The 25,906-nt window shown below is 32.2% G+C and carries 22 protein-coding genes; 17 read left to right on the top strand and 5 right to left on the bottom strand.

The genetic code is table 11. The features are described from left to right. Positions 1 to 51: 51 nt before the first annotated feature. The gene (locus B0A78_RS07580; protein WP_014164933.1) at positions 52 to 1,020 is read right to left on the bottom strand and encodes an electron transfer flavoprotein subunit alpha/FixB family protein; all 969 of its coding nucleotides are present in this window, start codon (positions 1,018 to 1,020) and stop codon (positions 52 to 54) included. Between the two features lie 74 nt (positions 1,021 to 1,094). After that, the gene (locus tag B0A78_RS07575; protein ID WP_014164934.1) at positions 1,095 to 1,841 is read right to left on the bottom strand and encodes an electron transfer flavoprotein subunit beta/FixA family protein; all 747 of its coding nucleotides are present in this window, start codon (positions 1,839 to 1,841) and stop codon (positions 1,095 to 1,097) included. Positions 1,842 to 2,021: 180 nt separating this feature from the next. On the opposite strand from B0A78_RS07575, the gene B0A78_RS07570 reads away from it, so the two are divergent. The 6 genes from B0A78_RS07570 to porT all read left to right on the top strand — a co-directional run bounded on the left by B0A78_RS07570 (position 2,022) and on the right by porT (position 8,690). Further along, complete coding sequence (locus tag B0A78_RS07570) at positions 2,022 to 3,002, top strand: pyruvate dehydrogenase complex E1 component subunit beta (protein ID WP_065212996.1); 981 nt, start codon at positions 2,022 to 2,024, stop codon at positions 3,000 to 3,002. A gap of 88 nt (positions 3,003 to 3,090) precedes the next feature. Continuing rightward, complete coding sequence (locus tag B0A78_RS07565; protein WP_097609537.1) at positions 3,091 to 3,603, top strand: carboxypeptidase-like regulatory domain-containing protein; 513 nt, start codon at positions 3,091 to 3,093, stop codon at positions 3,601 to 3,603. 7 nt (positions 3,604 to 3,610) lie between these two features. Next, positions 3,611 to 5,593, top strand: coding sequence for a DUF5686 family protein (locus B0A78_RS07560; RefSeq protein WP_317044837.1), 1,983 nt, complete (start codon positions 3,611 to 3,613; stop codon positions 5,591 to 5,593). Positions 5,594 to 6,281: 688 nt separating this feature from the next. Further along, positions 6,282 to 6,812: an inorganic diphosphatase gene (locus tag B0A78_RS07555; RefSeq protein ID WP_014164937.1), complete on the top strand. Its 531-nt coding sequence runs from the start codon at positions 6,282 to 6,284 to the stop codon at positions 6,810 to 6,812. 438 nt (positions 6,813 to 7,250) lie between these two features. After that, positions 7,251 to 7,982: a bifunctional demethylmenaquinone methyltransferase/2-methoxy-6-polyprenyl-1,4-benzoquinol methylase UbiE gene (gene ubiE, locus B0A78_RS07550; RefSeq protein ID WP_014164938.1), complete on the top strand. Its 732-nt coding sequence runs from the start codon at positions 7,251 to 7,253 to the stop codon at positions 7,980 to 7,982. A 3-nt stretch (positions 7,983 to 7,985) separates the two neighbouring features. Then, the gene (gene porT / locus B0A78_RS07545; RefSeq protein ID WP_097609535.1) at positions 7,986 to 8,690 is read left to right on the top strand and encodes a type IX secretion/gliding motility protein PorT/SprT; all 705 of its coding nucleotides are present in this window, start codon (positions 7,986 to 7,988) and stop codon (positions 8,688 to 8,690) included. On the opposite strand, the gene B0A78_RS07540 is transcribed toward porT, so the two are convergent. After that, positions 8,687 to 9,415, bottom strand: a complete 729-nt coding sequence (locus tag B0A78_RS07540) for a TrmH family RNA methyltransferase (RefSeq protein WP_065212994.1) — start codon at positions 9,413 to 9,415, stop codon at positions 8,687 to 8,689. The two genes, porT and B0A78_RS07540, sit on opposite strands and share 4 nt — an antisense overlap. A 29-nt stretch (positions 9,416 to 9,444) precedes the next feature. Here B0A78_RS07540 and tamL point away from each other — a divergent pair, with 29 nt between their 5' ends. The 3 genes from tamL (at position 9,445) to accD (ending at position 14,042) form a co-directional block, all read left to right on the top strand. Further along, a complete protein-coding gene (gene tamL, locus B0A78_RS07535; protein WP_014164941.1) occupies positions 9,445 to 12,012 on the top strand; it encodes a translocation and assembly module lipoprotein TamL in 2,568 nt (855 codons plus the stop codon). A 41-nt stretch (positions 12,013 to 12,053) separates the two neighbouring features. Further along, positions 12,054 to 13,121 (top strand): class II fructose-bisphosphate aldolase, encoded by a 1,068-nt coding sequence (gene fbaA / locus B0A78_RS07530; RefSeq protein WP_014164942.1) that lies wholly within the window; start codon positions 12,054 to 12,056, stop codon positions 13,119 to 13,121. 66 nt (positions 13,122 to 13,187) lie between these two features. Beyond that, a complete protein-coding gene (gene accD / locus B0A78_RS07525; protein ID WP_014164943.1) occupies positions 13,188 to 14,042 on the top strand; it encodes an acetyl-CoA carboxylase, carboxyltransferase subunit beta in 855 nt (284 codons plus the stop codon). 300 nt (positions 14,043 to 14,342) lie between these two features. On the opposite strand, the gene B0A78_RS07520 is transcribed toward accD, so the two are convergent. Next, positions 14,343 to 15,599 (bottom strand): ABC transporter permease, encoded by a 1,257-nt coding sequence (locus B0A78_RS07520; protein WP_041253185.1) that lies wholly within the window; start codon positions 15,597 to 15,599, stop codon positions 14,343 to 14,345. A gap of 110 nt (positions 15,600 to 15,709) precedes the next feature. Between B0A78_RS07520 and purH the strand changes: the two genes are divergently transcribed. The 8 genes from purH (at position 15,710) to rodA (ending at position 25,055) form a co-directional block, all read left to right on the top strand. Further along, positions 15,710 to 17,242, top strand: a complete 1,533-nt coding sequence (gene purH, locus B0A78_RS07515) for a bifunctional phosphoribosylaminoimidazolecarboxamide formyltransferase/IMP cyclohydrolase (protein ID WP_065212993.1) — start codon at positions 15,710 to 15,712, stop codon at positions 17,240 to 17,242. A 408-nt stretch (positions 17,243 to 17,650) separates the two neighbouring features. Then, positions 17,651 to 18,502 carry a hypothetical protein gene (locus B0A78_RS14845; protein WP_065212992.1) on the top strand — a complete coding sequence of 284 codons (852 nt, stop codon included), beginning with the start codon at positions 17,651 to 17,653 and terminating at the stop codon, positions 18,500 to 18,502. A gap of 165 nt (positions 18,503 to 18,667) precedes the next feature. Next, positions 18,668 to 19,318: a peroxiredoxin gene (locus B0A78_RS07505; RefSeq protein ID WP_014164947.1), complete on the top strand. Its 651-nt coding sequence runs from the start codon at positions 18,668 to 18,670 to the stop codon at positions 19,316 to 19,318. A 120-nt stretch (positions 19,319 to 19,438) separates the two neighbouring features. Then, complete coding sequence (locus tag B0A78_RS07500) at positions 19,439 to 20,467, top strand: rod shape-determining protein (RefSeq protein ID WP_014164948.1); 1,029 nt, start codon at positions 19,439 to 19,441, stop codon at positions 20,465 to 20,467. Positions 20,468 to 20,516: 49 nt separating this feature from the next. Further along, a complete protein-coding gene (mreC, locus tag B0A78_RS07495) occupies positions 20,517 to 21,347 on the top strand; it encodes a rod shape-determining protein MreC (RefSeq protein ID WP_041253186.1) in 831 nt (276 codons plus the stop codon). Next, on the top strand, positions 21,340 to 21,846 hold the full coding sequence (locus B0A78_RS07490; protein WP_077225636.1) for a rod shape-determining protein MreD: 507 nt from the start codon (positions 21,340 to 21,342) through the stop codon (positions 21,844 to 21,846). The genes mreC and B0A78_RS07490 overlap by 8 nt, the downstream gene beginning before the upstream one ends. 3 nt (positions 21,847 to 21,849) lie before the next feature. Further along, the gene (gene mrdA / locus B0A78_RS07485; RefSeq protein WP_014164950.1) at positions 21,850 to 23,799 is read left to right on the top strand and encodes a penicillin-binding protein 2; all 1,950 of its coding nucleotides are present in this window, start codon (positions 21,850 to 21,852) and stop codon (positions 23,797 to 23,799) included. Next, entirely contained in the window at positions 23,799 to 25,055 is a 1,257-nt protein-coding gene (gene rodA, locus B0A78_RS07480; RefSeq protein WP_014164951.1) for a rod shape-determining protein RodA, read from the top strand. The genes mrdA and rodA overlap by 1 nt, the downstream gene beginning before the upstream one ends. A 4-nt stretch (positions 25,056 to 25,059) precedes the next feature. On the opposite strand, the gene B0A78_RS07475 is transcribed toward rodA, so the two are convergent. Continuing rightward, positions 25,060 to 25,906, bottom strand: an 847-nt coding sequence (locus B0A78_RS07475; RefSeq protein WP_317044836.1) for a DNA/RNA non-specific endonuclease, incomplete at its 5' end; no start/stop codon positions are given.

Raw genomic sequence — 25,906 nt, 5'->3', positions numbered from 1 at the left:
AAAAAAGAGCCATAATATGGCTCTTTTTAGGATTATTTTAAATAACTCAACTTATGAATTCTGAGCTTTAAATACCTTTAATTTCTCTATTAAAGCGGGAACCACTTGAAAAGCATCACCTACAATACCATAATCTGCAACTTTAAAGAAAGGGGCTTCTGGATCAGAATTAATTGCAACTTTTACTTTAGAAGAGTTAACACCTGCAATGTGCTGAATTGCACCAGAAATACCAACTGCAATATATAAGTTAGTAGCTACAGGCTTACCTGTTTGCCCAACGTGTTCACTATGAGGTCTCCATCCTAAATCAGAAACTGGTTTAGAACATGCTGTTGCTGCCCCTAACACAGAAGCTAATTCTTCAATCATTCCCCAGTTTTCTGGTCCTTTTAATCCACGACCTCCAGAAACTACTACATCCGCATCCGCAATAGTAACTTTTCCTGATCCTTTTTCTACTGACTGAGTTTTTACACCAAAATCTGCATCAGAAATAGCTGGAGCAAAATCTTCAGCTGTAGCTGAACCCATTGACTCTACTAACCCAAAGCTATTTTTTGCTATAGCTAACACTTTTACATCGGTATCAATTTGTGTTATATTGAAAGCTTTGTTTGAAAAAGCGTTTCTTTTTACCTGGAATGGAGTTGTACTTACAGGCAAAGCAACTACATTAGAAGCATAACCTGCATTTAAGTTTACTGCAACAAGAGGCGACAAGTATAAAGAATCTGTAGTAGAAGACAATACCACTACTTTAGAGTTTTCTTTTTCTGCCGCTTGTTTAATTACATCAGCATATACTTTAGCATTGAAATTGTTTAATTTATCACTAGAAACTGTTAACACTTTATCTACACCGTATTTTCCTAATTCTGAAACATCTCCAGCGTTAATAGTTAAAGCTGTTACTGTAGTTCCAGTAGATTCTGCTATTTTTTTTGCGTATGAAGCTAATTCAAATGCTACTTTTTTGAATTTTCCTTCCGCTGATTCTGCATATATTAAAATTGACATAATTTTTACTATTTTGTTTAAACGTTGAATTATATTTTTTAAATGATTCGTAATTTATCATTTAAAATTCAAAATTAGATAACTTTAGCTTCGTTGTGTAATAAGTTAATAAGCTCATCTAAATTATCTGGACTTATTAATTTAACTTCTTGTTTTGGAGCTGGTTTTTCAAATTTCACTGCTTTTGTTGCAACATCTACTCCTACTGGTTCTACTACATTAAGAGGTTTCGTTCTAGCAGTCATGATTCCGCGCATATTAGGGATACGTAAATCTTTTTCTTCCACTAATCCTTTCTGACCTCCCACGATAAGAGGTAATGATGTAGTTACCACTTCTTTCCCTCCATCAATTTCACGAGCAGCCGTTACCGTATTCCCTTCAACTTTTAAATCTATACATGAATTGACAAAATTGTATCCTAACAAACCAGCAGTCATACCAGGAACCATTCCTCCGTTGTAATCTAATGATTCTTTTCCTGCAATTATTAAGTCAAAACCGCCATTTTTAATTACTTCAGCTAATTCTTTTGCCACAAACAAGCCATCTGTTGGGTTTGAATTTACTCGAATTGCATCGTTTGCTCCAATAGCTAATGCTTTTCTTAACGTTGGTTCTGTATCAGCTCCACCCACATTTACTACAGTTACTGTAGCACCTTGCTGTTCTTGAAACATTACGGCTCTTGTTAATCCAAATTCATCATTCGGATTGATTACATATTGTACCCCATTCGTGTCAAATTCTGAATCACCATTGGTAAAATTAATTTTTGAAGTAGTATCAGGTACGTGACTGATGCAAACTAATATTTTCATTGCTAATCAAATTGGTTTAAAATTTATAGAATTACAAATATAACTAAAATATACATACAATTATTATGCGTGCATAATAATTTTTTATCATTTTTTAGTTAGTTTCTCTTTTAATTTCATTGATCCTGGTTTAAAATTTCATATTTTTGCGATTCATTTTGTAGAATCTAAGAAAATTTTATGAGAACGATACAGTTTAGAGAAGCCATTTGTGAAGCTATGAGTGAGGAAATGCGCCGCGATGAGTCGGTGTATTTAATGGGAGAAGAAGTGGCTGAATACAATGGAGCATATAAAGCTTCAAAAGGAATGTTAGACGAGTTTGGCCCTAGACGTGTTATAGACACTCCTATTGCTGAAATGGGATTTTCAGGCATAGCAGTAGGTAGTGCAATGAACGGTTGTCGCCCAATTGTAGAATATATGACATTTAACTTTTGTCTCGTTGGGGGTATTGATCAAGTTATTAACAATGCCGCAAAAATGAGACAAATGAGTGCAGGACAATTCCCAATGCCTATGGTTTTTAGAGGCCCCTCTGCTTCAGCGGGTCAGTTAGCAGCTACGCACTCGCAAGCTTTTGAAAATTGGTTTGCAAATTGCCCTGGATTAAAAGTTATTGTACCTTCTACTCCTTATGATGCTAAAGGTCTTTTAAAATCCGCTATACGCGACAATGATCCTGTTATTTTTATGGAATCAGAACAAATGTATGGTGATAAAGGAGAAGTACCTGAAGGAGAGTACACAATTCCTATTGGAGTAGCCGATATTAAACGCGAAGGAACAGATGTTACAATCGTATCATTTGGAAAAATAATCAAAGAAGCTTACACAGCTGCCGATGAACTAGCAAAAGAAGGAATTTCTGTTGAAATTATTGATTTACGCACAGTTCGCCCTATGGACTACGATACCATTTTAAACTCTATTAAAAAAACAAATAGATTAGTAGTTCTAGAAGAAGCTTGGCCTTTTGCATCAGTAGCTTCTGAAATTACCTATATAGTTCAAGAAAGAGCTTTTGACTATTTAGACGCGCCTATTCAAAGAATTACCACAGCTGACACACCGGCTCCTTACTCGCCAACTTTATTAAAAGAATGGTTACCAAACGCACAAGATGTGATTAAAGCAGTTAAGAAAGTATTGTATAAATAATTAACTATATATCTGTTATTTATATAAAGCTCCATCTTTTAGAAAATGATGGAGCTTTATTCTTAGGTATATACCAATTTTTAAGAATATGCAAAAAAAGATTAGTTTTTTTACAATATTGTTTTTTACATTATTTGTAAATGCACAAACAAAAGTTAGTGGAGTAATATATGATGACCAAAACCTCCCTTTGCCTTTTGCTAACATTTATTTCAAAGGCAATAAAACAGGAATTTCTTCTGACATAAATGGAGTCTTTAGCATTGAATCTGCAAATGACTACAAAACAATCATCATTAAATATGCTGGTTTTGAAGATAAAGAAGTTGAACTAAACACATCCATCATAAACAATTTAAAAGTGGTTATGTCTACAACAAAACAATTAAAAGAAGTTATTGTAGTTGCTAAACCTAAAAAACATTTAAAAAAAGAGGAAAATCCTGCTTATAGAATCTTACAACAAATTTGGAAAAACAAGAAGAAAAATGGATTAGTATCTTCTAAATCTTACCAATACACTAAATATACCTCAGTAGCAAACGGTTTAAGCAATTTAGACAGCATTTTCTTAAAAAGAGTCTTGGGGGAGTCATTATGATAGTGTAATAAAAATTGCCGAACAAAAAAGAAACCAAACCAACTACATAATTCCCACTTACTTAAAAGAAACAAACGAAAAAATTTATGGCAACAATATAAACAACAAATACAAAGAAGTTGTTGAAGGGGAACGTACTACGGGATTGGCAGACAAAGGATTTATGATGGAAAAAATAGGCAATTTTATAAAACCTTTTGACGTATATGATGATGATGTAGTAATACTTAACAAAGTTTTCATGAGTCCATTATCCACACGCGGATATAGCCAATATGAGTATGTCTTAAAAGACAGTATTCAAGAGGGTAATAAGAAGATTTACGAAATCTTTTATTTTCCTAGAAATAATCAAGACTTACTTTTTCAAGGTTCTTTTAAAGTAAGCGACAAAAATTTTGCCATTACGGAAATCTATCTTCGCAACAACCCTAAAGTAAATTTAAATTTCGTAAGAAACCTTTCTATTGAAAAAATTTATACCATACAGGATAATGATGTATACCTACCTGAACGTGAAACTTACGAGGGAGACTTTACTTTCTTTTCTAAAGAAGATGGCGAAAAAGGTATGTATCTAAAAAAAAACATACTATATTCTGATTATATTTTTAACCAAGAATTAGCCCCAAATTTTTATGACCAAGTTGAAGTACAAACACTAGCCAATCAATTTGAGAAAGAAGATAACTACTGGAAACAGCTTACTACTCGAGAAGCAGGGATAAACAACACAAGAAAAATCATTACAGACCTAGGAAACAACAAAAGAATAAGAAGAGTTACCAATCTAATTACAATACTTACTTCTGGGTATTTTACTGTTTTTAAAAACATACAATACGGCTCATTATATCAAACTTTTTCAAACAATAATATCGAAGGCCTTAGACTAAAAGCAGGTTTCAGAACATTTACGAACCCTAATGATATGTTTAGAGTAAATGGATATATGGCGTATGGATCAATGGATCATGCTACAAAATTCGGACTTAGCACTCGTTATTTAATCAATAGCAGTCCCCGTATTACATTAGGATTAGGTTTTCTAAAAGACAACCTACAACTAAGCGGTATAGGTTTAGAGGAATCAGAACTTATAGCTACAGGTCCTAGCACAAATGTAATTATTGCAAGAGGTGAAAATTACAGTCTAACAAATGTAGAAAAAAGTGTATTTAGCACTGATTACCAACCCCACAATAACTTAAAATTCAACCTAAGCTTTGTGCACAGATATATGAAATCAGCAAGTGAAAACAGATTTTCATTAGCGTACAATTACAACGGAGAAATAAAAAACACATTAACTGATTTTGCTATTAGTTGCGGTGTTTTCTATACTCCTAAGCGAGATGTTTATGGATTTGGAGTAGACCAAACTTATACAGGAAGACTCTATAGTACATTTGCTCTTAAGTACACACATGGCTTAAAAGGGGTATTTAATGGACAATATAATTATGATAAAGTCCAACTATTATACGAAAAACCCTTACAGTTAAGTAACTTTGGTGTATTAAGAACTACATTAGAAGGGGCGAAAGTTTTCCAAAAACTACCTCTCAATCTCTTAACTCCAATTGTTGTAAATCAGGCATATTCTATTTCTCCTAATTCTTTTTCCTTACTAGACTATTATGATTTAGTCACAGATCAATATCTTTCGATACGCTTTGAGCATCATTTCAATGGCTATATATTTAACAGGATCCCTCTATTAAAAAAACTAAAATTAAGAGAAGTACTATTTTACAAAACCGTTTGGGGCAGTATATCTCAAAGTAATAAAACAATCAATCATTCATCTATAAACTATAACGCACCAACTAATGCTTATTCAGAATATGGTTTTGGTATTGAAAACATTGGTCTTGGAAATTTCAAACCCATTCGTATAGATTGTATTTGGCGTTCAGCATTTACAGATATTAACGGTAGTATTCCTCCTACTTTTGGTGTACGTTTTGGTTTCTTCCCTGAATTCTAATACTATTAATTCATTATTTTAAAAAAATTAGACAAGTCATAACGTTTTATGACTTGTCTAAAATAATCCCTCCTCCTCAATAATTTCAAACAGTTGCCTCTTATAGAATAAAACAACTTTGAAAATAAAAAAGGACTCGATTTTTTACCCTCAAGTAAAACTACAGCCGTAGTAAAATATTTCCGTGCGTTTTTATCTTCATTACAAAGTCTAACGCATAATTTGAATTAAAGGAATTACTACTAAAATCTTAATTAAATATTTCAGAAAACAATTTAAAAATTACGAAGCGAGTAACATCTAAACCAACTGAAAATACTAAAAACGATTTAATTAGAATAAAATGACCTATTTATTAGATGCTCTTACCAGATACTTGCTTTCAAGAATCCAGATGTTTTGATTTCACATCATATAAATACTACAAGCCCTCTTAAAAAATTATTACATTTCAAAGCAAAAAAAGAAACAGTCATAATATACTCAAAAATACGCCATCTCATAAAACGTATCCCTTTTTTATTCGTCGTTGTTACCTTAAAAAATAAGGTATAAAATTCCACATCAGTACTAATCAACTCGTTTTCAACATCAACAAAAGAATATTTACTGAAAAACTAGCATTTCAAATTTCCATATTCCAAATTTTAACGTACCTTTGCACCCTCAAAATTAAATATATAAAATAATGACTACTGATAAAATCACTACATTTGACGTGTTAGTCGAAATCCCTAGAGGAAGCCGTAATAAATATGAATATGATTTTGATTTAAAAAGAATGCGTTTTGATCGTATGTTATATTCTTCTATGATGTATCCAGCGGATTATGGTTTTATTCCTGAAACTCTAGCTTTAGATGGTGATCCTCTAGACGTTTTAGTTTTGGTTACGAAACCTACATTCCCAGGTTGTGTTGTAGAAGTAAAACCTATTGGTGTTTTTAATATGGCAGACGACAAAGGATCTGATGAAAAAATTATTTGTGTCCCTATTTCTGATCCTATCTGGAACAAATTAAATGATTTATCCGACATCAATCCACATCTATTAAAAGAAATCGAACATTTCTTTGAAGTTTATAAAGACCTTGAAAATAAAAAAGTAGACGTTCAAGGATGGGGTGATATTACTGAAGCTAAAAAACTTATACAAGAATGTATCGATCGTTTTAATGCTTTGGAAAACAAACCTGAAGGATTATTCAGCATAAAATAATTCTTTTCTATTTTTTTTGATTGCTGAAAACAGTTTTTAATTATATAGATATAAATATTTTATAAGCGGTATTTTAAAAAAATACCGCTTATTTTATTACAATTAAAGTGAATTATGATTAAAAATTTAGCTCTTTTTAACTCAAAGCCAATATTTCAATTGACTGAAATATAAAGTAAAACTTCTTTTAAAAACAATTCTACACATTTTTTTTTAAGTTTTTTTATCCTGAAACAAAACACTAAAACCAAGAAAAAAAGATCTACAAATTAAGACTTTATTCAACAACAATTCTAGCTGAGAGCCTAAAAATAACCTTAATAACACACTAAAAAGCATACACCCCTATTTTATGAACAAAACATCTGTTTTTTATCAACAAACAACCTTATTCTCCATTCAAAATTAAATTTTATATTTGCTTCAAATATTTTTTTTATGTCAATTAGCACAAAACCTTATAAAAACTCTGACTCAAGCAAAAAAGAACAAGTATCTAAAATGTTTGACACTATTTCCCATGAGTATGATAGTTTAAATCGTGTAATCTCATTTGGAATAGATGTGCAATGGCGAAAAAAAATAGTACAATTAGTTGGTTCTATTCAACCAAAAAAAGTTTTAGATATTGCTACTGGAACAGGAGACTTAGCAATATTAATGAAAGACACACAAGCCGAAAAGATAATCGGCCTAGATATTTCGGCAGGAATGTTAGCAGTGGGACAAGAAAAAATACGTAAAAAGAATTTATCCAACCAAATTGAACTCGTATTAGGTGATTCTGAAAACATTCCCTTTGAAGACAATAGTTTTGACGCTATAACAGTAAGTTTTGGGATTCGAAATTTTGAAAATTTAGAAAAAGGTCTTTCCGAAATCCTTAGAGTATTAAAACCAGGAGGTATCTTTGTAATCCTAGAAACTTCAGTGCCTGAAAAATTTCCATTCAAACAAGGGTATCAATTTTACACTCAAATGATTATGCCTTTAATTGGAAAATTTTTTTCCAAAGACAAAGTTGCTTATCGTTATCTAGCAGATTCCGCATCTATCTTTCCTTACGGAGAAGCGTTAAACAATATTTTACGAAAAATTGGGTTTATAGATGTAAAACATACACCACAAACTATGGGAGTTGCAACAATTTATTCTGCTTCAAAAAGATAAAAAATGAAAAACTATTTAATACTGCTACTATTTGCTTTTCCTGTTTTAGGGCAAACCCCTTTCAGCAAACATATCTTTGCAAAAAAACCATTAACTAACCTAGCTAATTTTGACAAACAACGAGTGCATTTTGGTTTCTTTTTAGGTTTCAACAATTATGACTTCAAAATCAACAAAAAACACAACGGACAAGATGTAATTGTGGATAGTCAAACAGGTTTTAATGTAGGCTTAATAAGCAATTTAAGACTACACGAACACATTGATTTGCGTTTTGAACCAGGACTGCATTACGGACAAAGAAACCTTCATTTCCCTAACATGAAGGAAACCCGAGATGAACTCAGAGAGGTAAAATCTACATATATACATTTCCCTCTTCTTCTGAAATTTTCATCAAAACGCACAGGTAACATCAAGCCCTATGTACTAGGTGGTGTCTCTAGATCTATTAATTTATCCAGCAATGCAGAATCTACAGATGACAACTCTGTTAATCGTTTTAGAATGATTAAACAGAGTAATAACTATGAACTAGGAGCTGGTATTGATATTTATCTTGAGTATTTCAAATTTTCACCGTCTATACGAGGTATCTTTGGATTTAACAATGAAATGATCCCAGATAACAACCCCAATAGCCCTTGGACTGGAAACATTGAAAGTATGAATACACGAGGGATTTTTATAAACTTTTCTTTTCACTAAAAACCTCTCCTAAATTCACTTAAAACTATTGCTGTAGCTGTGGCTACGTTTAAACTTTCCGTTTTTTGCAAATCGCCAAATTGAGGTATTGCTATTTTGTGCGCAACTTTATTTTCTATTTTTTCAGAAATACCATTTGCTTCATTCCCTAAAATAAGTATTCCTTGATTAGGAAGTTCCTCTTTGTATATATTGTTCCCATCCATAAAAGTACCATAAATAGGAAGTTTTGTACTATTCAAAAACACTTCTAGATCAACATAATGAACATCAACTCTACTAACAGACCCCATAGTAGCTTGTATTACTTTAGGGTTATACAAATCAACTGTTTCTTTAGTACATACAATTTGTGAAACACCAAACCAATCACAAAGTCTGATTATTGTCCCTAAATTACCTGGATCTCTAACATCATCAAGAGCAACTATAAGTCCTTCCTCTTTCAATACTCGCTCTTTTGGAATTCTAAATAAAGCCAAACAATTATTAGCCGTAGTCAAAGCACTCATTCTGTTTAATTCAACGGTGGACACTAACGTTTTAAATTTAGCTGGCAAATCATCAAACAGTTCTTCTACCATATACAAATGCTCCAACTCAAATTTAGACGCTAAAAGTTCCCGAATAACCTTTACTCCTTCCGCTAAAAACAAACCATATTCTTTCCTGTATTTTTTTTGATGTAAACTAGAAACAAGTTTTATTTGGTTTTTGCTAAGCATAAATGTATTTTTGAATTAATTTTTTTGGTTTGAACAAAATCCCTACAAAAATATCAATAATTATTCTATTAGCAGTACTTTATACCGCATGTAGCACGGTAAAAAAAGTTCCTGCCAATAAACATTTGCTAGTAAACAACACATTAGATGTTGATGGTCTGAAATTTAAAACAAATGAAGACGGAATTATTGAACAAATAAATCAGCAACCCAATACTTCTATCCTAGGGTTTAATTTCAGATTACACTTATATAATCTCGCAAAAGAACACACTGATTCCCTTTTTAAAAAAAACATATTAGATAATCCTAAAAAATACAACAAGCTATCTAAATGGTTATCTGAAAAGCAAGTACATAGACTTGGCAAATCTTTTTTGTATTCAGGAATTCATTCTTTTTTAAAAAAAACGGGGGAACCTCCAGTGCTTGTTGATTCAATTAAAACAATAAGAAATGCAAAAAACATAGAAGCTTGGTACCAAAACCAAGGCTATCTACACGCTAAATCTTCCTATAAAATTAATTACTTAAAAAACAAAAAAGCAAGTATTGAATATTTTGTAAAAAAAGGAAAACCGTACATTTTAGACTCAATTCAAACAGATATAGCGAATAAATCTATTGATTCTTTATACCAAAAAGTTGCTTTAAAATCACACATAAAACAAGGCAAACAATACAAAGAAAGTAACTTTAGTAATGAAATAAACAGACTTACACAGCACTTTAAAAACAACGGAATATATGACTTCCAACAACAAAATATTGAATTTGAAATTGACACAGCAAGTTATAAAACCCCTGTAACAATAAAAATTACAGATCGCAAAATAAAAAAAGGAGACTCTCTAATTACCAAACCTTATGAAATCAAAAAAATAGGAAAAATAAACATTAATATCATAAACAAACCTAAAAAAGGTTTTTTTGTAAAGGAAATAAAAGACAGTGTAACTTATAAAAACTACACCTTTTATAGCAACGAAAAAATAAAACACCGCGCCAAATCAATAACAAACGGTATTTTTATACAAAAAGATAGTGTCTTTAGTGATTTCAACAGAACACAAACACTACGTTCTTTAAGCAACTTACGCGTGTTTAATTTCCCTAATATTACTTTTGCCGAAAACCCTAAAGATAAGACTCTTACAACTGAAATCACACTTATCCCAAAAGACCGATTTAGTTTTAGAGCTAGTGCGGATTTTACTCATTCCAACATACAAGACTTTGGTATTACAGGAAACACATCTGTCCTTATCAATAATATCTTTAGAGGAGCGGAAATTTTAGAAATTGGTGTAAAAGGAAATCTAGGTTCTTCCAAAGACTTTGCTAACCCCAAAAAATTATTTTTTAACATTCAAGAATATGGAGCAGACTTAAAATTATCATTTCCTAGAATATTTTTCCCTTTAAATACTAAAAGTATTATTCCTAAATCTATGTTTCCTAGTACACTCATAAGAGCAAGTTTTTCTAAACAACTCAATATTGGTTTGGACAAAGAAAGTATTACAGGAGTAATAAACTATAACTGGTCTCCTTCTTCTAAAACCAACTTCAAATTAGATTTAGCAAATTTACAGTATATAAAAAACATCAATATCAATAATTATTTCAATGTATATACATCAAGTTATGACCAGCTTAATCAATTAGCAAAATTATACAACCATTATCCAGAATTATTAGATGATCAAAACAATTTATCAATAGAAAATGGTGGAGCCGATCTATTTATGAAATACGCCTTTGAGGGGCTTTACCCCAAATTAAATGAAAACGAACAAGACTTACGAACCATTCAAAGTATTTTAGAAAGAAAAAAAAGATTAACTGAAAACAATTTAATCCTATCTAGCAGTATTAGTTACAACAAAACCTCTCAAACAGACATTTCTGATAAAGAGTTTTATAGCGTTAAAACTAAATTTGAATCCACAGGAAATATTATGTCTCTCATTGCGGACTTAACCAATAGACCTAAAAATCTTAATGGGCATCGTAACATATTAGGACTTGAATATTCACAATATCTAAAAGCTGAATTAGAATATATAAAACATTGGGATTTAAGAAACGAAATATACATAGCTTTCAGAGCTTTTGGTGGGCTTGCCATTCCTTATGGTAATTCAAACTCTATTCCTTTTACTCGAAGTTATTTTGCAGGAGGTGCTAATGACAACAGAGCGTGGCAGTCCTATAGTTTGGGACCTGGAAACTCAAATTCCGTAAATGATTTCAACGAAGCTAATATGAAATTAGCATTCAATACTGAAATTCGATTTACTGTTTTAGGCCAACATCATGCCGCTTTATTTGCAGATTGTGGAAATATTTGGAATGCTAATATTGGAAAAGCATACGAAATAGATGAAAAAAAGGTTTTTAAAAATTTCAATTCATTAGAAGGTTTAGCTTTAGGAACAGGAATAGGCTATCGTTATGATTTTAACTTTTTTGTATTACGATTAGATTGGGGATTCAAAACATATTCACCCAGTCTAAATCAAGCAAGCCGTTGGTTTACAGAATTCAATATAAATAAATCTCAATTTAATATAGGCATTAATTATCCATTCTAAATAAATTTGTAATTTTGTCCATCTTTTAAAAAACAAACATAATGACACACAACATAAAATCAGGTGTAGCAACCGGTGATCAAGTTCAAGAAATTTTTAATTATGCAAAAGAAAAAGGATTTGCGTTACCAGCAGTAAACGTGGTAGGTTCTAGTACTATTAATGGAACTATTGAAACTGCTGCTAAATTAAAAGCTCCTGTAATTATTCAATTTTCTAATGGTGGTGCTGCGTATAATGCAGGAAAAGGACTTTCTAATGAGGGGCAACGAGCTGCTATTTTAGGAGCCGTAGCTGGAGCAAAACACATCCACACTCTGGCGGAAGCTTACGGAGCAACTGTCATATTACACACGGACCATTGCGCTAAAAATTTATTACCTTGGATTGACGGCTTATTAGATGCATCTGAAAAACATTTTGCAGAAACAGGCAAACCTTTGTTTTCTTCACACATGATTGACTTATCAGAAGAACCATTAGAAGAAAATATCGAAATATGCAAAGAGTATTTAGCTAGAATGAGTAAAATGGGCATGACTCTTGAAATAGAATTAGGGATTACAGGTGGTGAAGAAGATGGCGTAGACAATTCACATGTAGATAGTTCAAAACTTTACACTCAACCAGAAGAAGTAGCTTATGCGTATGAAGAATTAATGAAAATCTCACCTCGATTTACAATTGCTGCTGCTTTTGGAAATGTGCATGGTGTATATAAACCTGGAAATGTAAAATTAACTCCAAAAATCCTTAAAAACTCACAAGAATACGTTCAAAACAAATTCAATACAGGACATAACCCTGTAGACTTTGTTTTTCATGGAGGATCAGGTTCTACACTTGAAGAAATAAGAGAAGCTATTTCTTATGGGGTAATTAAAATGAATATCGATACCGATTTACAATTTGCATTCACTGAAGGAATACGTGACTATGTAATTTCTAAAATAGACTATTTAAGAACCCAAATTGGCAATCCAGAAGGTACTGAGGCACCAAACAAAAAGCACTACGATCCTCGCAAATGGGTTCGTGAAGGCGAAATAACTTTCAATAAAAGATTAGAACAGGCTTTTGCCGACTTAAATAACATAAATACTCTTTAATTATCAGTTATAAGTTATGAATTAAACCAACAATTCAAACTTATAACTTTAAACTCATAACTAACTATGGCTTGGTTTAAAAGAAAAGAAAAAGGAATTACGACTCCTACTGAGGCAAAAATGGACGTACCTAAAGGTTTATGGTACAAATCACCTACAGGAAAAATTGTAGACGCTGATGAATTAGCCAGAAACTTATGGGTAAGCCCCGAAGATGATTTTCACGTACGCATAGGAAGTGCTGAATACTTTCAGATACTATTTGATGACAATCAATTTACTGAGTTAGATGCTAATATGACAGCTAAAGACCCTTTAAATTTTGTTGATTCTAAAAAATATTCTGATCGTTTGGTTGATACCATCAAAAAAACACAACTAAAAGATGCTGTACGCACAGGGGTAGGAAAATCAAAAGGAAAAGACCTTGTAGTTTGTTGTATGGACTTTGCCTTTATTGGTGGATCTATGGGAGCTGTTGTAGGCGAAAAAATTGCACGTGGTATTGATCATGCTATCAAAAACAAAATTCCTTTTGTCATGATTTCAAAATCAGGAGGAGCTCGCATGATGGAAGCCGCTTATTCACTTATGCAATTAGCTAAAACATCTGCTAAATTAGCTCAATTGGCAGACGCAAAAATCCCTTACATTTCATTATGTACAGACCCTACAACGGGAGGAACCACCGCATCATACGCCATGTTAGGAGATATTAACATAGCTGAACCTGGAGCTTTAATAGGTTTTGCTGGTCCTCGTGTAGTACGAGACACTACAGGCAAGGATTTACCTGAAGGATTCCAAACATCTGAATTTGTACTAGACCATGGTTTCCTAGATTTTATTTCACATAGAAAAGATCTTAAAAACAAAATAAATCTTTACATTGATCTAATTTTAAATCAAGAAGTAAGATAATTAAAAGAGGCTCTCTGAAAAGCACTTACCATTTAACGTGCCTCTTTTTCAATAATCAAAAGAAGGTTCATTATCAACATTATGATCTTCGCCTGTATTTACTTCGTTCGAATCGCTCTAACAGTAGAATCGGACGAAGTATTTTTTAAACTACCACTCTTTTAGAAAAACACTTATCCTCTTTCAAACATATTAAAATTACGGTTATTTAACCCTCGACAACATATTTTAAAATCATTAAATTCAATATAAAAACAGGATTTAGAGATAAAAACAAACCTAATAAAAGAATTTAAAAAACTACATCCCGCTTCTTATTGCCTCTACAGGATCTAATTTTGAAGCCGAAATAGCAGGTAATATACCCGCTACTAAACCAATAATAATAGCTAAAAATGTCCCAAATAGAATATTTGAAAAACTCAGAACAAAATCAAAGTCTAACACTTGTGTCAGCCCTAAAGCAACTAACCAAACGAATACGATACCTATCACACCGCCAATTAAACATAAAACAATTGCTTCAAACAAAAATTGCAACAAAATAAAATGATTTTTAGCCCCCAATGATTTCTGTATCCCTATTAAATTGGTACGCTCTTTTACCGATACAAACATAATATTGGCAATACCAAAACCACCCACTAGTAACGAAAAACCAGCTATAATCCAACCAATTAAATTCATCTGCGAAATTAATCCATCCAACATATCGGTTGCTCCTTTTATAAAATTCAAAAAGAAATTATTAATTTGCCCATAACTTAACCCTCTATAAGTTCTCATTTTTTGAACAATTTCACTTTTCACTTCTGCTTGACTTATCCCTTCAAGAGGTTTAATAATCACAACAGGCATAAATTTTTCATTATTATCACCATAAAGGGTACGAACTTTATTCAAATTAAGATATACACTCCCATCTGGGTTTTCTCCAAAATTAATCATGCGATTCCCAACTTTTTTTAAGACCCCAAACACTTTAAAACGTTGTCCGTATATTCTAATTTCTTTCCCTACCGCTGACATACCATTAAAAAGTGTTTGTGCTATTTCAGCGCCAATAACCACACCACCGGTACTCGAATTAGATTCTTGTTCATTAAAAAAACGTCCTTCCAAAAAATCTAATTTATTAATATCTATATACTCATAAGTACAAGGTACAATTCCTACATTACTCATTAATTTATCCTCAAACTTCACCGTTTCTCTATTTGTAAAATACTGATAACAAAGCACTTCTATTTTAGAGGTATTATCTTTTAAATAACGATATTCATCATAGGTTACTTTAGGGAATTGCTCTATTTTCCAATCAGGAACATCCGTAGGTGAAAAAGAATATTTAAACAAGTACACCGCACTATTATCTAAACTCCCTACATCCTTTTTAATTTTCCGATCCAATGAATCTACAGCTGACAAAATAGCTATAATAGAGAAAATCCCAATAGTAACGCCTAACAAAGAAAGCAATGTTCTTAATTTATTATTATGCAACGCATTCATAGCAAAACTAAAGCTCTCTTGAAGCAATCGTAGGTATATGATCATAACGTTTTTATTTATTGGTACTAAGTTATTCTCTTTTGTTACAATTCTAAAATCTTATTTTGAATAGCTCTTAAAAAAAACTACTTTTGCCCTTTAATAACAACAACACAATGAATACTACTAAAACAATTCAATCGGCATTGATTTCAGTGTTCGACAAGACGGGTCTTGAACCTATTGTAAAAAAATTACACGAACAAAATGTTACAATTTACTCTACAGGAGGAACTGAAGAATTTATCTTAAAGTTAGGAGTACCTGTCGTGCCTGTAGAAGGAGTTACCGACTACCCTTCAATCTTAGGAGGCCGTGTTAAAACTTTACATCCTAAAATTTTTGGAGGGATCTTAAACCGTCAAGACAACGAAAATGATCTAGCACAAATGCAAGAGTATGCAATTCCTCAAATTGACTTAGTCATAGTAGATCTTTATCCTTTTGAAAAAACCGTTGCGTCAGGAGCTAATGAAAACGAAATAATTGAAAAAATAGATATTGGCGGAATTTCTTTAATAAGAGCAGGGGCTAAAAATTTTAAAGACACGGTTATCATCCCTTCTGTTAACGAATACAATTTATTATTAGAACTTATTAGTAATCAAAACGGAGCAACCACTTTAGAACAACGCAAAAAATTTGCCATTAAAGCTTTTAATGTTTCTTCTCATTATGATTCCGCTATTTTTAATTACTTCAACAAAAATCTCGAAGAACCTATTTTAAAAATCAGCGAAATTAAAGGAGAAGTTCTTCGTTATGGAGAAAACCCTCACCAAAAAGGATTTTTCTTTGGCGACTTAAACAAGATGTTTCACAAATTAAATGGCAAAGAATTGTCATATAACAATTTATTAGATATTGATGCTGCAGTAAATCTAATGGGTGAATTTAAAAATGATGCCCCTACATTTGCCATCTTAAAACACAATAATGCTTGTGGTATAGCTACTCGTACAACTATGAAAGAAGCTTATTTAGATGCTTTGGCTGGCGACCCTACCTCTGCTTTTGGAGGCGTTCTAATAGCCAACAACACAATTGACGTAGCAACTGCAAACGAAATCAATAAACTATTCTGCGAAGTAATCATAGCTCCTGCTTACGACAATGAGGCAATAGAAATACTAAAAGAAAAGAAAAACAGAATCATATTAATCCAAAATCCTATTGATTTACCCAAAACTAATGTAAGAACTTGCTTGAATGGTACTTTGGTTCAAGAAAAAGATTTAATAACCGATTCTAAAGAAATTTTAAAAACTGTAACAACATCTATTCCTACAGAAAAAGAAATAGAAGACTTATTATTTGCTTCAAAAATTTGCAAACACACCAAATCAAATACGATTGTTTTAGCTAAAAATAAACAATTATACGCTTCAGGCACAGGACAAACTTCTCGTGTAGATGCTTTACGTCAAGCAATAGAAAAAGCAAAATCATTTAATTTTAATTTACAAGGTGCCGTGATGGCAAGTGATGCGTTCTTTCCTTTTCCTGACTGTGTTGAAATTGCCCATAAATCAGGTATTACATCGGTAATCCAACCAGGCGGATCAATAAAAGATGAATTAAGCATAACATACTGCAATGAAAACAAAATGTCCATGGTCTTTACAGGCACGAGACATTTTAAACATTAAAAGTAATTTTTAAACCAAACTCCTACCCTTGTTAATTTAAATTAACAAGGGTTTTTCTAAAATAACATTTTTAACTTTTCACTAACAATATATCTTGTTATAAATACCAATTATTTTATCTACATAACTTATTTTTGCAACGCCCTTAAATACCTCAAATGATTTTTATAACAGAAATTGCCTAACGAATTTCTAAACATACAGATATATTAGTATCAAAATTCTAATATCCGTTTGTATAACTTAAAAATCGCAAAAAAATCCTTAAAAAAGAGGAAAAATTCCAAACAATAACAAACTATTGTAACTAAAAACACTCAAATCGTATAATTGTATAGAATCTAGGTCAAATAAAGAAAAACAAAGTACTCATTCAGTAAAATAAACCATCAAAACAAAAACACCATAATGAAAAAGTTGACAGTCCTTTTTTTTATAATATTCATCTTCAACAATACAAACGCTCAAAACATCTTTCCTACTTCAGGAAATACCGGAATTGGAACGCTAACTCCTTCTCAAAAACTTGAGGTTAATGGAAATACTATTTTTGACAATCAGTCATCCAATCATACACATATAAAAATTGGTCATGATGCAAATGACAATATCATTTCTGACAATTCAAATGAAAAACACTATGGCGGAGGGTATTTCTTTAGAGTACACAACGAAACAATACCACACAAATATATAGATGCTTTACTAATAGGTGAAAATGGTAATGTAGGAATTGGTGGCAAATCATCAGATAATAAATTTGAAGTTTATGGAAACACATCTATAGGAGGAGCTGATTTAAAATTAGGAATGAGTGATGGTCAGGACCAAGGTAAAATATTAGATCAAAGAGCTTTGGTACATGGAAATAATGATGAATTATGGGTTAATTACATGAGCGATTTTGAAGGAGGAACAAGAATAGGTAAAAGCGCAATAATACGAAACAACGGAGACACTGCCTTACAAGGCAGACTTGAAGCAAAAGAAATAAAGGTAACCACTACCCCTACAGCAGACTTTGTATTTGAGGAAAATTACAATCTCCCCAAATTAGAAGACGTAGAAAAACATATTAAAACAAAAAAACACCTTCCCGAAATAGCCTCTGCAAAACAAATGCAACAAGAAGGAGTAAATATAGGCGAGTTTCAAATAAAACTTCTTCAAAAAATTGAAGAGTTAACACTTTATTCTATTGAACAAAACAGGAAGATTGAAGAACAAAACAAAAGAATAACAGACTTAGAAAAGCGATAAGTAGTAAAAACAAATAATTTTCACTCCCCTTTATTAAGTTCCAAAACATAATAAACGCTACCATCTAGTGGTAAATATATTTACACATAACAGGATAAATTAAAAATAAAAACACTTATAATAAAAAACAACATGTACTTTTTTAAATATTAAAACCAGATAAATATGATATTAATTGACAAAGAATTCCCTAGTATTTCTGTAAAAACAATTCAAAAAAACAAAGGTGTTTCAGAAGTAAATCTATTCGAATTAGCAAAAAAAGAAAACAAAAAAATATTACTTTTTTTCTACCCGAAGGATTTCACATACGTATGCCCTACTGAGTTATTTGCTTTTCAAGAAATATCCAAAGAACTTGAAGAAAGAAACGTACTATTGTTCGGAGCATCATGCGACACAGTAGAAACACATGATGCGTGGCTACAAACAGATGCTACTGAAGGTGGAATTAAAGGAATTACCTATCCGTTAATCTCTGATTCAAACAGAAATCTTTCTAATATATTAGGCATATTAGATGGAAAGAAAACCACAGAAAACAACCACGAAATAACCATTAATGACAATATAAGTTATAGAGCTACGTATTTAATTAATGAAAACGGCATTGTATTCCACCAAAGCTTAAATAATATGTCTCTAGGTAGAAATGTATTAGAATTCATGCGACTTATAGAGGGGTACACAAGTATACAAGAAACAGGAGAAGTATGTCCTGCTAACTGGGAAAAAGGAAAAGAAACCTTTAAAAATGACAGAATTAGCACCGCAAAATACTTATCCCGATTATTAAGCAAGCAGTTCTCCAACTAAAAATAAAAATTGCGTTAAAAAAATTTTTAACGCAATTTTTATTTTCGTATAAACCAAAATATTTTCATACTTTTGCAACTTAGTATATTCTATAAAACTAAGTAACCCTCAAAAGGAAATATGGGATTTTTTGATTTTATGACTGAGGACATTGCAATTGACCTTGGTACCGCAAACACGTTAATTATACACAACGACAAAGTTGTTATCGATAGCCCTTCCATAGTAGCACGTGACCGCATATCTGGCAAAATTATTGCCGTGGGAAAAGAAGCTAATATGATGCAAGGGAAAACTCACGAAAATATAAAAACAATCCGTCCGTTAAAAGACGGTGTTATTGCAGATTTTGACGCTTCTGAGCAAATGATAAAAATGCTCATAAGAAGCATTCCTGCTCTACAAAAAAAATTGTTTACTCCTGCTCTACGCATGGTAATTTGTATCCCGTCAGGAATAACCGAAGTAGAGATGCGTGCAGTAAAAGAATCCGCAGAACGTGTAAATGGTAAAGAAGTATATTTAATTCATGAACCAATGGCGGCCGCTATAGGTATTGGCTTAGACATCATGCAACCCAAAGGCAACATGATTGTAGATATAGGTGGTGGTACAACTGAAATTGCTGTAATTGCATTGGGAGGTATTGTTTGTGATAAATCAGTTAAAATTGCTGGTGATGTATTTACAAACGACATCATTTATTACATGCGTACACAACATAATTTATTTGTAGGAGAAACCACAGCCGAAAAAATAAAAATTGAAATAGGAGCAGCTATAGAAAATTTAGACTCACCACCTGATGATATGTCTGTTCAAGGCCGTGATCTATTAACAGGTAAACCTAAACAAGTAGAAGTATCATATCGCGAAATAGCTAAAGCTTTAGACAAATCTATTCAGCGTATTGAGGATGCCATCATGGAAACTTTATCACAAACACCTCCTGAATTGGCTGCAGATATATACAATACAGGTATTTATTTAGCTGGGGGAGGCTCTATGCTAAGAGGGCTAGACAAACGAATTTCTCAAAAAACGGATTTACCTGTTTTTATCGCAGAAGATCCGTTAAGAGCTGTCGTTAGAGGAACTGGTATGACGCTTAAAAATTTAAACCGATTCCGTAGCATTTTAATCAAATAAATGCTTTTCAAACACAACATAGTATAACAACCTTTACTATTATTTTACGATGCAGCAAATTCTAAATTTCATTATAAAAAACAGCACTCGGTTGCTGTTTTTGCTGCTTTTGGTATTTTCGTTAACACTTACCATTCAATCACATTCTTACCATAGAAGTCAAATGGTAAATTCCGCCAATGCAGTTACAGGAAGTGTGTACGAAAAAGTAAATGAAGTAGAAACCTATTTTAGCTTACAAGATCAGAATAACAAATTAGCAAAGGAAAATGCTTTTTTAAGAAAACTACTTTTTAATAAAAAAGATAGTGTTACAATCCTACCAAAAGATTCTATCAAAGGTTACGACAAACTCGAAGTTATACAATCTAGAGTTGTTAATAATTCATACAACAAAACAGAAAATTATCTAACAATTAGTTCTGGCTCAATCAAAGGTATAAAACCAGACATGGGAGTAATTAGTAGTGAAGGGATTGTAGGTGTTATCGAAAAAACATCTCCCAACTATTCAACGGTAATAAGCATATTAAATTTAAAATCTAAAATAAATGCCAAAGTCAAAAGGACAAATCATTTTGGTTCTTTGATCTGGAAAGCAAAAAATGCTGGCTACGCTCAACTCATTGAAATCCCTCGATTGGCAAGCGTTAAAAAGGGAGATACAATTGTAACTGGTGGGCGTTCAACTATTTTTCCTGAAAACATACCTGTAGGAATTATTGATCGTATCTACATGGATACTGAAACTAATTATTACACACTAGATGTTCGTTTATTCACTGATATGACAAATTTAAATCATGTGTATATAATCAAAAACAAAAACGCCGCCGAAATCAACAAACTCGAAGCCGAAACAGTAAAAAAAGATGAATAGTACTCTTATATCAAATATCGTTCGCTTTATCCTGCTAATTGCGGTTCAAGTAATTATTTTAAACAAAATAAACCTATTTGGCTTTATAAATCCCTTTCCATACATTCTATTCATACTTTTATACCCTGTCAACACGAATCAAGCGGGATTATTGGTAAGTAGTTTTTTATTAGGTCTTTCTATAGATTATTTTGATAATTCCGGAGGTATTCATGCCACTGCCTGTTTAATATTAGCATATTTAAGACCCAGCTTTTTTAAATTTGCATTCGGTTTAAGTTACGAATATCAAACAATACGAATAAACGACCGATTATCTCCGGAACGGTTTACTTTTATTCTAATTTCTATCATAACGCATCATCTTGTACTTTTTACACTTGAATTTTTTAAATTCGTGTTTATGTTAGATGCTCTAATCCGTACCCTTTTTGCTTCCCTATTTACATTAATAGTAAGCATTATATTTATTTATTTATTTAAGCCTAGCAAACGTTAAAAAATGAGAAAGCTTCTTTTACCTGGTATGATTATAGTTTCTGCTATCCTAATCATAGCAAGGCTTTTTTATTTACAAGTAATAGATGATGAACTAAAACTAAAGTCAGAAAACATCTCTATTAAAATAAAATACGATTATCCTGAACGAGGATATATATATGACCGTAATGGCAACTTACTGGTAGCCAACCAACCCTCTTATGACATTATGGTTGTTCCCAGAGAAGTAAAAAAACTAGATACAGTCGAGTTTTGCAAACTATTAAACATTACTAAAAAAGACTTTCTAAAACGTTTAGAAAAAGCGGTAGTTTATTCTCCTCTTCTCCCCTCTGTATTTATGGGACAATTAAATAAAATGGAGTATGCTGCTTTTCAAGAAAAAGAACGCAAATTTGATGGGTTTTATATTCAAAAACGCTCCTTAAGAGATTATCAATTTCATCATGGAGCTAATATTTTTGGCTTTATCACACAAGCTAATGAAGCCACAATCACTAAAAATCCTTATTATAAAAGCGGTGACTTACTCGGCAAACAAGGAGTAGAAGAAATGTATGAGGAAATACTTCGAGGTCAAAAAGGAGTAAAACATATTCAACGCGATCGTTTTAACCGCGAAATTGGTCTTTATAAAGAAGGCAAATACGACACAATTGCCATTCAAGGTAAAGACATCACCTTAACCATTGATTCCAAACTACAGGAATATGGTGAGTTATTAATGAAAAACAAAAGAGGAGGAATTATTGCTATTGAACCTAAAACAGGCGAAATACTATGCTTAGTTACAGCTCCTACTTACGACCCCGCTATTTTAGTAGGTCGTCAGCGTTCAAAAAACTACACTAAATTGTACAATGATTCTTTAGCAAAACCTTTGTACGACAGAAGTTTATTAGCTGAGTATCCACCAGGATCTCCTTTTAAAATCCTAACAGCCCTAGTTGGACTTCAATCTGGCGCGATAAACACAGAAACAGCTGTAGGATGCCATCACGGATTCAGTTACGGTCGACGATTTATGCGTTGTCACTGCGGAGGAGGTATGCGAAAGTTACACATGGGGATAGCTAAATCATGCAATTCCTACTTTGGAACGACCTATCTAAGAACACTTGGTATGTTTCCTAATGCTTCCAAAGGCGTAGATTATTGGAGCGATCATTTAAGAAGTTTTGGATTAGGCCAATTTATGGGATATGATTTACCTACGGGAAGAAAAGGCAATATTCCTACCGCTAAAACATACGAACGTTACTACCCCAACGGTCGTTTAAAATCGACCATGATTGTATCTAACTCTATCGGACAAGGTGAAATACTCATGACTCCTATTCAACTAGCCAACATGATGGCAACGATTGCTAATAAAGGCTATTACTACACACCTCATATCATTAAGAGAATAAAAGGTCAACCAATTGACGCTAAATTTAGAACCAAACACACCACTACCATAAATAAAAAACACTTTCCTCCAGTAATTGAAGGCTTGGCAGAAGTATTTAAAACAGGTACCGCTTATTTTTTAGGCGTGGAAGGTATTGAAATATGTGGAAAAACAGGTACCGCAGAAAATTTTGCACGAATAAACGGAAAAAAAGTCCAATTAGAAGACCATTCTATATTTGTAGCTTTTGCTCCTAAAAACAACCCTAAAATAGCCATGGCCGTTTTTGTTGAAAATGGCGGTTATGGAGCTACCATTGCAGGCCCCATTACTTCTCTTATGATTGAAAAATATCTAAAAGGAAAGATTACTAACAAATTTAGAGAAGAAAACATCATCAACAGAAGCCTTCAGCATCAATATAACAAATTTACTAGAAAATATATTGATTCCATGTATAGAATTAGGTTACGTAAAGATTCCTTAAACAGAATCAAAGCAAAACAAAAACTAGATTCATTAGAAAAAACTACTAACTCTGTTACAAAAACAAATTAATGAGACATCAAAGTGTTGGAAAAAACATCGACTGGATTACAGTATTAATTTATATCCTATTGGTATTAATAGGATGGGCTAACATCTATTCGGCTGATGTAACTCCTGATTCAAATTACATTTTTGATATTACGCAAAATTATGGTAAACAATTAATTTTTATATCTTTTACTATTTTAGTAATTATAGTTGTATTATCTATTGAAGCTAAATTTTACGAACGTTTTTCGAGTGTTCTTTACGGAATTTCGCTACTAACCTTAATAGGATTGTTTGTTGCTGGTAAAACCATAGCAGGACAAAGATGCTGGTATGCTATTGGATCTTTTACTTTACAACCTTCCGAATTTGCTAAATCAACAACTGCTTTAGCTCTGGCAAAATTTTTAAGCGATAGTCAAATTAATCTAAAAAATTTCAACCATCAGTTATTAGGTCTTTCTATCCTTTTTATACCTGTAGGCCTCATTATGCTTCAACCAGATGCAGGTAGTGCGCTCATATTCATTACCATGATTTTCGTACTCAATCGAGAAGGATTACCTTCTTGGTATCTATGGACTGGCGTAGGAGCTATTGTTCTTTTTATCATGTCTTTATTATTAAAACCACAATATGTAGTACTTATTGCTTTAACAGGTGTAATCCTGCATTTTTACAAATCAAAACCAGTAAAAAGAAATATTGTTGCTAGTTCGATTGTTTTTCTACTAATGTCAGGCTTTAGTATTTCTGTAAATTATGTTTTTGAAAATGTGTTCCAACAACATCACAGAGATCGTTTTAACATCCTTTTAGGAAAAGAAGTTGATTTAGCAGGAATAGGTTACAACACCAATCAGTCTGAAATAGCTATTGGATCAGGTGGACTGTTAGGAAAAGGCTGGTTAGAAGGCACTCAAACCAAGGGAAACTTTGTTCCCGAACAACATACGGACTATATTTTTACTACTGTTGGAGAAGAATGGGGCTTTATAGGTTCAACCATAGTCGTTTTATTATTTGCTGGATTATTGCTTCGTATTTTATATTTAGCAGAAAATCAACGCACTAAATTTAGTCGAATTTATGGATATGGAGTAGCTTCTATTTTATTTACACATTATTTTGTAAATATAGCTATGGTTATTGGTATTTTTCCAACCATTGGAGTTCCACTACCCTTTCTTTCGTATGGAGGATCTAGCTTATGGGCTTTTACCATTTTACTCTTTGTCTTTTTAAAAATGGATGCTAATAAAGTAAATGAGTGGTAGTTTTTTAAAAACGCCACTCTCTATAACTTTGATTTCTTTCTAATCTATTTTCTATCTCATCAGGCAGTTTTGGAAAGAAATCAATTTCTGTTAATTGTTCTATTTTATCTATTGACACAACAAATTCATAAAGCGGACGATCTGAATCCTCGTGTGGTAGTAAAAAAGCAATTCCATGATAGGTATCTCCTCGCTTATTTAATACTATTTTATAAAAATAATTTGGTACTGTAACATTTTCTTTTCCGATATGATTTAATTTTTGAGATAAAACACCTCCTGTAACCACATACAATTCATTATATTTCTTTGCCCAATATCGTACCTTTTGTTCTAAGCGATTCCATATTCCTGCATTAAAATCCTTTTTTTGAGGAGTAACATTAGAGGTATAGAATGTTTCTTCAAAAGCTTGCTTCGAAAATCGCCTATCTCCCGCAGGACACAAATGACCTCGATCATATCCAGAACGAATATAATTTTTCCAACTAGCTGATCTACTTACAATCATCGGATCATTTATAAAATAAGGCCTTTTACGATGTATAGACACAACATCTTTCCGATTTAACCAATACGCTACCCATTCTGCCTGTTCATGCTCTTCTCTATAAGATAAAGAATAGTAGTTATGATCTATTACCTGTCCTTTTTTAGATTCTGGCAATAAAAAATCGGATTTTTTTTCCTGATGTATAAAATTAGCCTCCTCAAGTTCTTCTTCTTTTTTACAACTCAACACAAGCAGTTGCAATACTATAAATACAATAAAAACCCCTTTCATTTTATTCATAATTTTTAAAATAATATTTGTAAATTTAGTAACCTCAAACAGAAAAGTACGAGCTAAT

Source organism: Flavobacterium columnare NBRC 100251 = ATCC 23463 (assembly GCF_002530675.1).
Lineage (GTDB): Bacteria > Bacteroidota > Bacteroidia > Flavobacteriales > Flavobacteriaceae > Flavobacterium > Flavobacterium columnare.
This window is presented reverse-complemented; position numbering and strand designations above follow the sequence as displayed.

Bases quoted from the DNA above. Each gene is read 5' to 3' on its own strand.
- accD (WP_014164943.1), top strand. From the start codon at position 13,188: ATGGCTTGGTTTAAAAGAAAAGAAAAAGGAATTACGACTCCTACTGAG.
- porT (WP_097609535.1), top strand. From the start codon at position 7,986: ATGAAAAACTATTTAATACTGCTACTATTTGCTTTTCCTGTTTTAGGG.
- B0A78_RS07505 (WP_014164947.1), top strand. From the start codon at position 18,668: ATGATATTAATTGACAAAGAATTCCCTAGTATTTCTGTAAAAACAATT.
- mreC (WP_041253186.1), top strand. From the start codon at position 20,517: ATGCAGCAAATTCTAAATTTCATTATAAAAAACAGCACTCGGTTGCTG.
- B0A78_RS07580 (WP_014164933.1), bottom strand. From the start codon at position 1,020: ATGTCAATTTTAATATATGCAGAATCAGCGGAAGGAAAATTCAAAAAA.
- rodA (WP_014164951.1), top strand. From the start codon at position 23,799: ATGAGACATCAAAGTGTTGGAAAAAACATCGACTGGATTACAGTATTA.
- B0A78_RS07540 (WP_065212994.1), bottom strand. From the start codon at position 9,415: ATGCTTAGCAAAAACCAAATAAAACTTGTTTCTAGTTTACATCAAAAA.
- B0A78_RS07575 (WP_014164934.1), bottom strand. From the start codon at position 1,841: ATGAAAATATTAGTTTGCATCAGTCACGTACCTGATACTACTTCAAAA.
- fbaA (WP_014164942.1), top strand. From the start codon at position 12,054: ATGACACACAACATAAAATCAGGTGTAGCAACCGGTGATCAAGTTCAA.
- B0A78_RS07555 (WP_014164937.1), top strand. From the start codon at position 6,282: ATGACTACTGATAAAATCACTACATTTGACGTGTTAGTCGAAATCCCT.
- B0A78_RS07570 (WP_065212996.1), top strand. From the start codon at position 2,022: ATGAGAACGATACAGTTTAGAGAAGCCATTTGTGAAGCTATGAGTGAG.
- B0A78_RS07520 (WP_041253185.1), bottom strand. From the start codon at position 15,599: ATGATCATATACCTACGATTGCTTCAAGAGAGCTTTAGTTTTGCTATG.
- ubiE (WP_014164938.1), top strand. From the start codon at position 7,251: ATGTCAATTAGCACAAAACCTTATAAAAACTCTGACTCAAGCAAAAAA.
- B0A78_RS14845 (WP_065212992.1), top strand. From the start codon at position 17,651: ATGAAAAAGTTGACAGTCCTTTTTTTTATAATATTCATCTTCAACAAT.
- B0A78_RS07500 (WP_014164948.1), top strand. From the start codon at position 19,439: ATGGGATTTTTTGATTTTATGACTGAGGACATTGCAATTGACCTTGGT.
- mrdA (WP_014164950.1), top strand. From the start codon at position 21,850: ATGAGAAAGCTTCTTTTACCTGGTATGATTATAGTTTCTGCTATCCTA.
- B0A78_RS07490 (WP_077225636.1), top strand. From the start codon at position 21,340: ATGAATAGTACTCTTATATCAAATATCGTTCGCTTTATCCTGCTAATT.
- purH (WP_065212993.1), top strand. From the start codon at position 15,710: ATGAATACTACTAAAACAATTCAATCGGCATTGATTTCAGTGTTCGAC.
- B0A78_RS07565 (WP_097609537.1), top strand. From the start codon at position 3,091: ATGCAAAAAAAGATTAGTTTTTTTACAATATTGTTTTTTACATTATTT.